Source organism: Vibrio sp. MA40-2 (assembly GCF_047302445.1).
Lineage (GTDB): Bacteria > Pseudomonadota > Gammaproteobacteria > Enterobacterales > Vibrionaceae > Vibrio.
Genome location: NZ_CP178628.1, coordinates 30,885 through 42,948 on the forward strand (window position 1 = coordinate 30,885; position 12,064 = coordinate 42,948).

The following is a 12,064-nucleotide window of genomic DNA, read 5'->3' on the forward strand; positions in this document are numbered from 1 at the left end:
GAAAAAGATGGTATCGCTAGTTGAACAAATTCGCCATGGTGCACTCTGGAGTTTTCCCGGAGGAATTCATCCACCTGAGAATAAAACACAATCAACGCAAACCGATATAGTCAATGCTAGCTTACCGGAAGAGTTGGTCCTACCGGTTAAACAGCATATTGGTCGACCTGGCGACCTATTGGTCAAGGTTGACGACAAAGTATTAAAAGGCCAACCGCTGACTAAATTCACCGCGAGCTTTATGCTGCCTGTCCATGCGCCAACATCAGGAACAATTATTGCCATAGAGCCAAGAAAAACCGCTCACCCATCGGGCTTAACTGAAACCTGCATTGTGTTAAAACCAGACAATGAAGATGCATGGATATCGCTAAATCCACATCCTGATTTTCAAAATCTCTCGCCAGAAAAATTAATAAACACCATTCGTCAAGCTGGTATTTCAGGGCTTGGTGGCGCCGGTTTTCCAACTGGGCGTAAGATACAATCAGGTATTGCCAAAACAGAAATCCTTATCATCAACGCAGCGGAATGCGAACCTTATATTACTGCCGATGATATGTTGATGCGAGAATACGCAGACGAAATAGTTCAAGGTATTGATGTGCTCAAGCACATATTAAACCCGGAGCTTATCATCATTGCAGTAGAAGATAATAAACCTGAAGCGATCAAAGCGTTAGAAGTGGCGGCGCTCAACGTTGATCTTCTAATTCGTGCAATTCCAACTAAGTATCCTTCTGGAGGCGAAAAACAGTTAATTAAGCTATTAACGAATAAAGAAGTGCCACAGAAAGGTATTCCTGCTGATATTGGAATATTAGTTCAAAATATCGGTACTGTGCATGCCATCAAAAAAGCCGTTATTGATGGTAAACCTTTAATCGAAAGAATCGTTACTTTAACCGGAAATGCATTTAAGCAACCGCAAAATGTCAACGCGAGACTAGGTACACCGGTACAAGCACTATTAAATGAATTTCATTGTCAACCAGACAAAAAACTACCTAGAATTATAATGGGTGGCCCAATGATGGGTTTCACTTTACCCTCTACAGATGTACCCATAACTAAAACCACTAACTGCTTACTGGCCCCGACTAAAAAAGAAATTGCTCATAAACAAAATGAAATTGCCTGTATTCGTTGTGGCCAATGCGCAGAAGTTTGTCCTGCCTCTTTATTACCACAACAGCTATTTTGGTACGCAAAAGATAACAATTTCGATAAATGCGAAGAGCTTCATTTAGCCGACTGCATTGAGTGCGGAGCTTGCGCGTATGTCTGCCCTAGTGAAATCCCACTTGTCCATTACTATCGTCAAGCTAAAGCAGAAATACGTATTAACACAGAAGAAGCCGAAGCAGCCGAACGGGCGAAATTACGTTTTGAAGAGCGTAAGGCCCGCTTAGAAAGAGACAAAGCAGAGAGAGAAAACCGCTTTAAGCAAGTGGCTGAAAACCGACGCAAAGAGATGGCAAAACCTGATAATAACTCTAATGATGCGGTAGCGGCTGCTATCGCCAGAGTTAAAGCTCAGAAAACTTCATCAACTGACGCTCCTGCGGTGAAGCCTGCTGTCGCAGCCGCGATTGCCAAAGCCAAAGCGAGGCAAGCAGCCGCCAGTCAAACAAACCAAGCCACACCAGACAATTCAGAAATGATGAAGCTACGCGAAGAACGTAAACGCCTAGCAAGAGAACGTAAAGCGGAGAAAGTTAACCAAAGTTCTGCCGATAACGAAAAAGAATCCGTAGATAATACCGCGCAAAGTACCGATTCAGCACAAGATAAAAAGAAAGCCGCTGTCGCCGCTGCCATTGCGCGTGCCAAAGCAAAAAAATCAGCTCAAGCAAAACAAGCTGATACCGACGCTGATAGCCCAACCGAGTCATCAACCGAATCTTCTAACGCGGTATCTGACCAACAACAAAGTACCGATTCAGCGCAAGATAAAAAGAAAGCCGCTGTCGCCGCTGCCATTGCTCGTGCCAAAGCAAAAAAATCAGCTCAAGCAAAACAAGCCGATACCGACGCCGATAGCCCAACCGAATCATCAACCGAATCTTCTAACGCGGTATCTGACCAACAACAAAGTACCGATTCAGCGCAAGATAAAAAGAAAGCCGCTGTCGCTGCTGCCATTGCGCGCGCCAAAGCAAAAAAATTGGCTCAAGCAAAACAAGCGGATACCGATACCAACGCCGATAGCCCAACCGAATCATCAACCGAATCTTCTAACGCGGTATCCGACCAACAACAAAGTACCGATTCAGTGCAAGATAAAAAGAAAGCCGCTGTCGCTGCTGCCATTGCGCGCGCCAAAGCAAAAAAATTGGCTCAAGCAAAACAAGCTGATGCCGATACCGACGCCAATAGCTCAACCGAGTCTTCTAACGCGGTATCTGACCAACAACAAAGTACCGATTCAGTACAAGATAAAAAGAAAGCCGCTGTCGCCGCTGCCATTGCGCGTGCCAAAGCAAAAAAAGCTGCAGCAGCAAACAGCACTAACATTAAGGAGAAAGAGTAGTGGCCTTTTTTATTGCCAGCTCCCCTCATGCTCACAATCGAAAGAGCACTAAAGATTTGATGAAGTGGGTTGCCATTGCGGCAATTCCAGGTCTGGTCATGCAAAGCGTCTTTTTTGGTTGGGGAACGCTCATTCAGATGTTACTCGCCATAGTGGCAGCGGTTGCAATGGAAAGCCTTGTGATGCTGTTTCGAAAACGCTCTCCATTAAGCGCATTGCGAGATTACAGTGCTATCGTCTCAGCTTGGTTATTAGCCGTAGCAATTCCACCACTTTCACCATGGTGGATGATGGTTATCGGCTTATTCTTCGCTATTGTAGTGGCGAAACAGTTGTACGGTGGTCTAGGGCAAAACTTATTTAATCCAGCGATGGTTGCATACGTCGTTCTTCTTATCTCTTTTCCTTTACAAATGACCAGTTGGATAGCGCCGCACTCGATCAGCCAAGCAGATATTGGCTTATACGATGCTTGGAAACTTATTTTTACTGGCTTTGATGATGACGGATTTTCGTTACAACAAATAAGAATGGGAGTTGATGGCATTACGATGGCAACACCATTAGATGCCTTTAAGACATCGGTCACACTGAATATACCAAGCCAAGAATTCATGTCTCATGCACCTTTTTCAATTATTGCAGGTGTTGGATGGGAATGGGTTAACTTTTCTTATCTGTGCGGTGGCCTGTTGCTGATAAAGTTACGAGTGATACAGTGGTACATTCCTGCTGGCTTTTTAATCGGTCTTATTACTATCAGTAGCCTTTGTTATGTGTTTTCGCCAGCTGATGTTGGCAGCCCTTTGCTGCATCTTTTTTCTGGTGCAACTATGCTCGGTGCATTCTTTATCGCAACCGATCCGGTTACGGCTTCAACAACAGTAAAAGGACGTTTAGTGTTCGGTTGCCTTATTGGGCTGCTAGTTTATGCAATAAGAACTTGGGGTGGTTTTCCTGATGGGGTTGCCTTTGCGGTTTTGATTGCCAACATGACCGTCCCTCTAATTGATTATTACACCAAACCAAGAACCTATGGGCATTAAGGACAACATATGTTAACCGCGATAAGAAATAACGGGGCAACATTAGCGGTTTTTGCTTGCGCCTGTACCGGGTTAGTAGCACTCACCCACTATTTCACTCAAGATACAATATTGAAACAAGAACAAGAACAATTACGCTCAATTTTAAATCAAGTTATTCCCGAACAATTGCATGATAATGAGTTGTTCTCCGCATGTATTGTCAATCAATCCGATCAACTAGGCAGTACTGATCCACTTCCTGCTTACGTCGCAACCCTACAAGGTAAGCCAAGTGCCATTGCTCTTGAAGCTATCGCACCAGATGGATACAGTGGAAAAATCAAAATTATTGTTGGCATCGACTACGCAGGAACCGTGACTGGAACACGCGTACTTAATCACAACGAAACCCCCGGATTGGGTGACAAAATTGATACCCGTATTACCAATTGGATAGACGGTTTTACCGGACAGAAAGTGACAGGAGAAAATCTCGACAGCTGGAAAGTAAAAAAAGATGGCGGTCAATTTGATCAATTCACTGGCGCAACGATAACACCACGCGCAGTAGTCAAAGCGGTAAAAAATAGCGTAATTTTTTATAACAACAATAAAGACGCGCTATACTCCCAACCAATAGACTGTGGAGAGAATCATGAGTAATACCAAAACATTGGTTCAAAATGGGTTATGGGCGAATAACCCGGTTCTAGTTCAATTACTAGGGCTATGTCCATTACTAGCTGTCTCTTCTACCGTGACCAATGCGCTAGGCTTAGGCATAGCAACCACTCTTGTCCTCGTCAGTTCCAATTTGACGGTTTCATTAGTCAGGGATTATGTACCGAAAGAAATCCGTTTACCTGTCTTTGTAATGATCATTGCTGCATTGGTGACGTGTGTACAATTATTAATGAATGCCTACGCTTATGGTTTGTACTTATCATTAGGTATTTTTATTCCACTTATCGTGACCAACTGCATTATTATTGGTAGAGCCGAAGCTTATGCAGCTAAAAACAAACCAATTCCTGCCATAATAGATGGTTTATCAATGGGGTTTGGCATGACATCTGTTCTTGTCATCCTAGGGTCGCTTCGCGAAGTATTGGGTAATGGTACCTTATTTGATGGCGCAGATTTACTACTGGGTAGCTGGGCAGCTTCAATGCGTATAGAGCTATTTCAGGTAGACAGTAACTTCCTACTGGCTTTGCTGCCTCCTGGCGCATTTATTGGTGTTGGTTTTATCATTGCGTTTAAGAATATTATCGATTCACAAATTGCGGCGCGCAAACCAAAAATTGAAAAACCAGTAATTGAAAGAGTCAGAGTAACAAACTGATTGAGTACAACATTGAAAGTATCTTTAGGTAACCAATGAATAATACCAAGCGAATTGAGATCCTTAAACGATTGCGTGAAAACAACCCGCATCCAGAAACAGAATTACATTGGAACTCGCCTTTTGAATTACTCATCGCGGTATTACTGTCAGCACAAGCGACGGACGTGAGTGTGAATAAGGCCACTGACAAACTGTACCCTGTCGCCAATACTCCCCAGGCGATATTAGACCTAGGTGTCGATGGTGTAAAACAGTATATAAAAACAATAGGGTTATTTAATTCTAAGGCCGAGAATGTTATTAAAACTTGTCGGATGTTACTCGAACAACACGATGGTGAAGTTCCAGAAAATCGCGAAGCGTTAGAGGCGCTGCCCGGTGTCGGTAGAAAAACCGCCAATGTAGTCTTGAATACCGCTTTTGGTTGGCCAACTATTGCGGTAGACACTCATATTTATCGTGTGTCTAATCGCTCTAAATTTGCTATGGGAAAAACCGTAGATGACGTTGAAAAAAAACTGTTAAAAGTGGTTCCAAAAGAATTTAAACTGGATGTACATCACTGGCTAATATTGCATGGTCGTTATACTTGTGTTGCTCGTAAGCCTCGCTGTGGCAGCTGTATAATTGAAGACTTATGCGAATATTCTGCAAAAATAGAATCGTAATAAAATAAGCAAGCAAACTAGATAAACAAAATAGTCTAAAAAATAATGGAGAAGAACAATGTCAAATGGTCGCGTATTACACACGATGTTACGAGTTGGTGATCTAGACCGCTCGATAGAGTTTTATACCAATGTAATGGGCATGAAACTGCTTAGAAGAAATGAAAATAGTGAATATAAATATACGCTTGCCTTTGTTGGATATGGCGATGAATCTACTGGTGCAGTGATTGAGCTAACCTACAACTGGGGCACGACAGAATATGACTTGGGCAATGCATTTGGTCATATCGCAATTGGCGTAGATGATATCTACGTTACCTGTGATGCTATTAAAGCGGTAGGCGGTAACGTGACACGTGAACCCGGTCCGGTAAAAGGTGGCACAACTCAAATTGCTTTTGTTAAAGACCCTGATGGATACATGATCGAATTAATCCAAAATAAACAAGCAAGCCAAGGTTTGGAAGGATAAGCGAACCTAAATATCTAGCGCGAACAAGTCACTGGTTCGCGTCTAGATTTATCATTAAAATATCTTATTCGGATTCAGATAAAACCACATTTTTCAGTGAGTGTGGATGCAATTTTATACACACTCCCGACTTTTTAAACGCTACCGTAGGATTGGCGAGTCGTTCTCCTTCACCTTTAGGACTAGAAAGCTTGGTTTTTACCCCCTGCTCTTCTAAAGCATGCCAACGCTTATTCATAAGCGGGAACTTATTCATGAGCTCTTGTAAAAAATCGTCTGCGGTTGTCGCGTTAGACGGAATCACAAATTCTATATGCTCCCAACCTTGTTGTGGGTACACTTTGCCAACAGCAGGATAAGGTAATTCTAAGCATTCGATCTGCCAACAACCAATCACGATAGGCGATGTAAACTGATAAACAATGATCGGTCGTCCATTAATCTGCGCGCTAGAAATCACCTCACCATAGTCAAGCCAAGCTTGATGAGCCTGTTCGGCTAATGAATGTTGATTAATCCGCAGCGCAATATGGTCAGCTTGTAAATCAACTAAGTCTAGCCCTATTTCGCCAGCTAACACGTGTATTTTATCAACAAATGGTGCGACCTCTGCAAGCATTTGTTCGGGAGTTAACCCTAATTCAGTTAAGCTGTTATCCATTTTATATACACTCATTTCAACCAATTGGCGCTGATATTATCAATAACCGACAAAAAAGTATTAATATTTGTTTTTGTTGCTCTGTTAGCCTCTGTATTAAGTTGGTATTATTACCGCCATTTTATAAACATTTATGTAATACGTTTGCCATTTACCCAAATCAACAATAAAACCGTATTACTGCACAATTCTAAGAATTGAAGGAAGCTCGTGTGAATATCCAAGCACTTATTAACGACAAAGTATCTCAGGCTCTTACCGCCGCTGGCGCACCTCAAGGCAGCCCAGCAGCAGTACGCCAATCGGCAAAACCTCAGTTTGGCGACTATCAAGCCAACGGCGTAATGGGCGTAGCTAAGAAACTAGGGATGAATCCGCGAGAATTTGCTCAAAAAGTGATTGATGTTCTAGAGCTAGATGGCATCGCCAGTAAAACTGAAATTGCTGGCCCGGGTTTTATAAATATATTTTTGAGCGAACAGTTCCTAGCAAGCCAAGCAGAAGCCGCATTAGCCGATCTAAGATTGGGCGTAGCAACCCAACCACAACAAACTATCGTGGCAGACTACTCAGCACCAAACGTAGCAAAAGAGATGCATGTTGGACATTTACGTTCAACCATCATCGGCGACGCGGTTGTTCGCACCTTAGAATTTTTAGGTCACAAAGTTATTCGCGCCAATCACATTGGTGATTGGGGTACACAATTCGGTATGCTCATCGCTAACCTAGAAAGAATTCAGCAAGAGACAGGTGAAGTGTCGATGGAGCTGTCTGATTTAGAAGGTTTCTATCGCGAATCGAAAAAACTGTACGATGAAGACGAAGACTTTGCTAAACGCGCTCGTGGTTATGTGGTAAAGCTGCAAAGTGGCGATCAATATTGCGCAGAAATGTGGAAAAAATTAGTTGATATCACCATGTTACAAAATCAACGCAACTATGACCGTTTAAACGTATCACTTACCCGTGAAGATGTGATGGGTGAAAGCATGTACAACGACATGCTACCGGCTATTGTGACTGATCTAAAACAACAAGGTTTAGCCGTTGAAGATGACGGTGCTCAAGTTGTGTTCTTGGATGAATATAAAAACAAAGATGGCGAAGCAATGGGCGTCATAATCCAAAAACGAGACGGTGGCTTCTTATACACAACGACTGATATAGCATGTGCTAAATATCGCTATGAAACACTTAACGCCGATCGTGTTCTGTATTTTATTGATTCGCGTCAGCATCAACACCTGATGCAAGCTTGGACCATCGTTCGTAAAGCAGGCTACGTCCCAGAAAATGTCACACTGGAACACCATGCGTTCGGCATGATGCTAGGTAAAGATGGTCGTCCGTTTAAAACTCGCGCAGGTGGTACCGTTCGTTTAGCTGATCTGTTAGATGAAGCACAAATTCGTGCCCAAAAACTGATTGAAAGTAAAAATCCAGAATTAGGTGACGCAGAGAAGGAAAGCATCGCCTCTACTGTCGCCATGGCTGCAGTAAAATACGCTGACCTTTCTAAACACCGTACTACCGATTATATTTTCGATTGGGATAACATGCTTGCATTTGAAGGCAACACCGCACCGTATATGCAATATGCTTATACTCGTGTTGCGTCTATTTTTGCCAAAGCAGACATTTCAATGGATAACATTGCTGGTGACATTATTGTTTCTGAAGACAAAGAAAAAGCGCTCATCACCAAGTTGCTTCAATTTGAAGAAGCGGTTCAGTCGGTTGCTCGTGAAGGCCAACCGCATATTATGTGTAGTTACTTATTCGAGCTAGCGGGTCAGTTTTCTAGTTTCTATGAAGCTTGTCCAATTCTAGTGACCGAGAATGAAGCGATTAAGCAAAGTCGCTTAAAACTTGCATCGTTAACGGCGAAAACCATCAAACAGGGTTTATCTTTATTAGGAATAAACACTCTAGAACGCATGTAAGTTGTCACTTGCTAACGTTCTCATCTGTTAAGTAAAAAGTTATATGAAAGCGCTGTGAGTACAGCGCTTTTTATTGGCTTGTTGTTGATAACCGAGTCTGGTTACGAATAACAAATTTAAACCAATTGCTCTCATGTCTACTGCCGATGTACCGCATGTATTATGGTTACATCGAGCTCACAAGAACAAACGCTTCTGCACAATGGTGACGATTATTCCTTACCATAAGAAAGGCATTCAACATAATCGTTTGCTAAATGAGTAAGAAACTGAAAATAGCCGCCCTTCTTTAGTTCAATATCTGTCGCAAGCGGATCTAAAACACCAATATAAACGTCACTCCCTCTGGTTACCGTTTCGATGATAGCGGGTTCAAATTGTGGTTCAGAAAAAACACATTTAACTTCGCCTTTTCTTAGCGCACTACGAATTTGAATTAAGGTCTTAGCACCAGGTTTTCTATCAGGTGACAGGGTAAAATGACCAAGATTATTAAGGTCGAAGTACGATTCAAAATATTCATATGCATCATGGAATACGTAGTAGCCATTAGTTAGGTGAGGAGAGAGCAATGTTTTAATCTGCTGCTCTGTTTGACTTAAATTACTAACAAAGCGTTCTAAGTTGGCTTGATAGACAGCGGCATTCTCTTTATCCAACTCTATTAGTTTGGCTGCAATAGCCTTAGCCGTTTGCTCCGCTTGAATTGGCCCAAGCCAAATGTGTGGATCAAAATTACCATGATTATGACCATCATGGCCCGCTTTACTATACGAACGTAGCGTTATATCGCTTTTGGATAACCACAATGCTTTTTCTGATTCACCAATCACTTTGGTTAAAAAAGGTTCCAAATCTGGTCCAAACCAAACCACTAAATCGGCATTTTTAATTTTGCTTAAATCCGACGGTTTTAAGGCATAATCGTGTGGCGAGGCAGTAGAACTTAATAATAACTCTGGCGTTGAAACACTGTCGGTAATTTCCGTTACAATCAACTGTAATGGCTTGATACTGGTTAAGATCGTCATGGCTTGAGTGGGTAGAGACAGCAATGCCACTACACACAAGCCAATTTTACTAAGGCTTTTCATTTTCACTTCACATAAAGTTGGTTTTAATTTCACAGTGGATGTTATATTATAACAACTTAACTTGTAAATGAGATTTGTTCATGTCCTTGCTTGTGAGCATGAAAGACATTTGTGTTCGATTCGATAACCGCGACGTCTTAAAGAATATCAGTCTAGATATTTATTCCAACGAAATAACCACCATAATTGGCCCTAATGGCGCAGGAAAGTCGACGTTAATTAAAACGATTTTGAACCTAGTCACGCCGGATAAAGGTGAAATTAAAAAGAAAAAAAAGTTGACGGTTGGATATGTCCCACAAAAACTAAAACTAAATGAAACACTACCATTACACGTTGATCGTTTCTTAAAACTGGCCGGTAAATACAACCAACAACAACGTACCGAAGCGTTGCAACTGGTTGGAGCGACACACTTAGCCACCAATGATATGCATCGCTTATCTGGTGGTGAGAACCAACGTGTCCTACTTGCAAGAGCCTTATTGCGTCGTCCAGAATTGCTAGTGTTAGACGAGCCAGCACAAGGCGTAGATGTGCAAGGTCAAATAGAATTATATAACTTGGTTGAAACCATACGTCATCGATTTGGCTGTGCCGTATTAATGATTTCGCATGATCTGCATTTAGTCATGGCAAAAACAGATAAAGTAGTTTGTATTAATCATCATATTTGTTGTTCAGGAGAACCCGAGTCTATTAGTACTCACCCTTCTTATGTCGAGCTTTTCGGCCAACAAGCAAAACATTCGTTAGCGGTTTATCATCACTCCCATCAAGATAAACACGATTTGTCTGGTTATCCAGCCAGTCAGCAAGATTGTTGCTCTGAACAACAAGAGGTAAAGCATAATCATGCTTGAGTTCTTATTACCCGCTATATTTGCCGGATTAGGCATCGCTCTTATCGCAGGACCATTAGGCTCATTTGTTGTTTGGCGACGAATGGCTTATTTTGGCGACACATTGGCACATGCTTCGTTATTGGGATTAGCATTAGGCATCATACTCAATATCAATATTTACTTAGCGCTTATCGTTTGCTGCTTGGCTATCGCCATCATATTAGTGAGTTTGCAAAAAAAACAGTTAGTGGGTACCGATACCTTACTCGGTATTCTCGCCCATAGTTCACTCTCTTTGGGTCTTGTTGCGGTCAGCTTTTTAGACGACGTCAGAATAGATTTAATGAGTTACCTTTTTGGGGATTTATTGTCTGTTTCTGTTTCGGATATTTACTTCATCTATATTGGTGTTGTGATTATTTCAATCATCCTTTATTACTTCTGGCAACCACTGTTATCCACGACAATCAGCGAGGAACTGGCCTCAGTTGAAGGCGTTAATATTGATTTAATGAGATTGATTTTAATGTTGTTGGTTGGAACTGTGATTGCTGTCGGAATGAAATTTGTCGGGGCACTAATCATCACCTCATTGCTTATTATTCCTTCCGCCACCGCCAGAAAATTCTCTCATTCACCAGAAAGAATGATCATACTTTCATCCATTATTGGCTGTGCTTCTGTACTACTCGGCATCAGTCTCTCTTGGTTTTATGATACGCCGGCAGGCCCGTCTGTTGTTGTTTGCTCCGCGGGTATATTTATGCTTTCTCAATTAAAAAAAACCTCCGTATAACAAACCAATTATTTAAAAAATAAAGACTAAAGCTTTTCGCTCGATTGCCGATAAAAAGGCAACGAGCAAGGAGCAAGCATGCAATTAAACGCAATAGATAATTCTGAGACATTCTCAGTTGGTGCGATTAACCAACTACAGATGGGTGAAACCGTTTGTAGAGCGGTAAGCGAAAAAAGACGCGCCGATTTTGCTTTGTTAGTTGCTATGTTTTCAGATGATGTTCGTGATAATACTCCACTAGAACAGTTATCTACCCCGTCGACTTCCGAACACGAACTACACAACCAATTCCAGGTTGCAGCAAGACAGTCGTTACGATCTAACCAAGAAAGCTATACAAAAAGCGCGCATATCGCTAACAACTTTCACCAAGGTGGCATCACTAGCGCAAAACTGCAGCATGGGCTTAATCCAGATGCACTCGCTTATATGACCGAACATACCTATGATCTTGGGGAAGAAGTGTACAATAACATTTCCATTCACACTCAACGTTCACTTACAGCCGCTAAAAAGCCAATTGTTGCTGCTAATGACCTATATCAACACTTGGTAGTCAATACTAGAGAAAGCCAAATAAGCACATCAACTTAACCGTTGGTCTTGACTTAACAGTGTGAGATAAACCTAAGCTTGAACATTTACTCAGGCATAATTATGCATTTCA

12 protein-coding genes are annotated in these 12,064 nt (G+C 41.9%); 10 read left to right on the plus strand and 2 right to left on the minus strand.

The genetic code is table 11. The features are described 5' to 3' along the window. The first annotated feature begins 7 nt into the window (after window positions 1–7). From rsxC to gloA, 6 genes are read left to right on the plus strand one after another with little or no spacing between them, the layout of a single operon-like run. Entirely contained in the window at window positions 8–2,533 is a 2,526-nt protein-coding gene (gene rsxC, locus ACLKML_RS07545) for an electron transport complex subunit RsxC (RefSeq protein ID WP_413284791.1), read from the plus strand. Further along, the gene (gene rsxD, locus ACLKML_RS07550; protein WP_413284792.1) at window positions 2,533–3,579 is read left to right on the plus strand and encodes an electron transport complex subunit RsxD; all 1,047 of its coding nucleotides are present in this window, start codon (window positions 2,533–2,535) and stop codon (window positions 3,577–3,579) included. The genes rsxC and rsxD overlap by 1 nt, the downstream gene beginning before the upstream one ends. Before the next feature lie 9 nt (window positions 3,580–3,588). Beyond that, a complete protein-coding gene (rsxG, locus tag ACLKML_RS07555) occupies window positions 3,589–4,224 on the plus strand; it encodes an electron transport complex subunit RsxG (protein ID WP_413284793.1) in 636 nt (211 codons plus the stop codon). Beyond that, window positions 4,217–4,906, plus strand: a complete 690-nt coding sequence (locus tag ACLKML_RS07560; RefSeq protein WP_413284794.1) for an electron transport complex subunit E — start codon at window positions 4,217–4,219, stop codon at window positions 4,904–4,906. The genes rsxG and ACLKML_RS07560 overlap by 8 nt, the downstream gene beginning before the upstream one ends. A 35-nt stretch (window positions 4,907–4,941) precedes the next feature. Next, complete coding sequence (gene nth / locus ACLKML_RS07565; protein ID WP_413284795.1) at window positions 4,942–5,577, plus strand: endonuclease III; 636 nt, start codon at window positions 4,942–4,944, stop codon at window positions 5,575–5,577. A 58-nt stretch (window positions 5,578–5,635) separates the two neighbouring features. Further along, a complete protein-coding gene (gloA, locus tag ACLKML_RS07570; RefSeq protein ID WP_317715392.1) occupies window positions 5,636–6,052 on the plus strand; it encodes a lactoylglutathione lyase in 417 nt (138 codons plus the stop codon). 64 nt (window positions 6,053–6,116) lie between these two features. Here gloA and ACLKML_RS07575 read toward each other — a convergent pair whose 3' ends face one another. Then, window positions 6,117–6,713: a VOC family protein gene (locus ACLKML_RS07575; protein ID WP_413284796.1), complete on the minus strand. Its 597-nt coding sequence runs from the start codon at window positions 6,711–6,713 to the stop codon at window positions 6,117–6,119. Between the two features lie 212 nt (window positions 6,714–6,925). On the opposite strand from ACLKML_RS07575, the gene argS reads away from it, so the two are divergent. After that, complete coding sequence (gene argS, locus ACLKML_RS07580) at window positions 6,926–8,659, plus strand: arginine--tRNA ligase (RefSeq protein WP_413284797.1); 1,734 nt, start codon at window positions 6,926–6,928, stop codon at window positions 8,657–8,659. Window positions 8,660–8,871: 212 nt separating this feature from the next. Here the strand turns inward: argS and ACLKML_RS07585 are convergent, their stop codons facing one another. Then, window positions 8,872–9,753, minus strand: a complete 882-nt coding sequence (locus tag ACLKML_RS07585) for a zinc ABC transporter substrate-binding protein (protein ID WP_413284798.1) — start codon at window positions 9,751–9,753, stop codon at window positions 8,872–8,874. 80 nt (window positions 9,754–9,833) lie between these two features. Here ACLKML_RS07585 and znuC point away from each other — a divergent pair, with 80 nt between their 5' ends. The 3 genes from znuC (at window position 9,834) to ACLKML_RS07600 (ending at window position 11,991) form a co-directional block, all read left to right on the plus strand. Next, the gene (gene znuC / locus ACLKML_RS07590) at window positions 9,834–10,616 is read left to right on the plus strand and encodes a zinc ABC transporter ATP-binding protein ZnuC (RefSeq protein WP_413284799.1); all 783 of its coding nucleotides are present in this window, start codon (window positions 9,834–9,836) and stop codon (window positions 10,614–10,616) included. Continuing rightward, window positions 10,609–11,394: a zinc ABC transporter permease subunit ZnuB gene (znuB, locus tag ACLKML_RS07595; RefSeq protein WP_413284800.1), complete on the plus strand. Its 786-nt coding sequence runs from the start codon at window positions 10,609–10,611 to the stop codon at window positions 11,392–11,394. Before znuC ends, znuB begins: the two co-directional genes overlap by 8 nt. A 78-nt stretch (window positions 11,395–11,472) precedes the next feature. Further along, entirely contained in the window at window positions 11,473–11,991 is a 519-nt protein-coding gene (locus ACLKML_RS07600) for a VC2046/SO_2500 family protein (RefSeq protein WP_413284801.1), read from the plus strand. Window positions 11,992–12,064 lie beyond the last annotated feature (73 nt).

Coding starts and splice junctions, on each gene's coding strand:
- rsxC (WP_413284791.1), top strand. CDS start 8: ATGGTATCGCTAGTTGAACAAATTCGCCATGGTGCACTCTGGAGTTTT.
- rsxG (WP_413284793.1), top strand. CDS start 3,589: ATGTTAACCGCGATAAGAAATAACGGGGCAACATTAGCGGTTTTTGCT.
- ACLKML_RS07560 (WP_413284794.1), top strand. CDS start 4,217: ATGAGTAATACCAAAACATTGGTTCAAAATGGGTTATGGGCGAATAAC.
- nth (WP_413284795.1), top strand. CDS start 4,942: ATGAATAATACCAAGCGAATTGAGATCCTTAAACGATTGCGTGAAAAC.
- gloA (WP_317715392.1), top strand. CDS start 5,636: ATGTCAAATGGTCGCGTATTACACACGATGTTACGAGTTGGTGATCTA.
- ACLKML_RS07575 (WP_413284796.1), bottom strand. CDS start 6,713: ATGGATAACAGCTTAACTGAATTAGGGTTAACTCCCGAACAAATGCTT.
- ACLKML_RS07585 (WP_413284798.1), bottom strand. CDS start 9,753: ATGAAAAGCCTTAGTAAAATTGGCTTGTGTGTAGTGGCATTGCTGTCT.
- znuC (WP_413284799.1), top strand. CDS start 9,834: ATGTCCTTGCTTGTGAGCATGAAAGACATTTGTGTTCGATTCGATAAC.
- znuB (WP_413284800.1), top strand. CDS start 10,609: ATGCTTGAGTTCTTATTACCCGCTATATTTGCCGGATTAGGCATCGCT.
- ACLKML_RS07600 (WP_413284801.1), top strand. CDS start 11,473: ATGCAATTAAACGCAATAGATAATTCTGAGACATTCTCAGTTGGTGCG.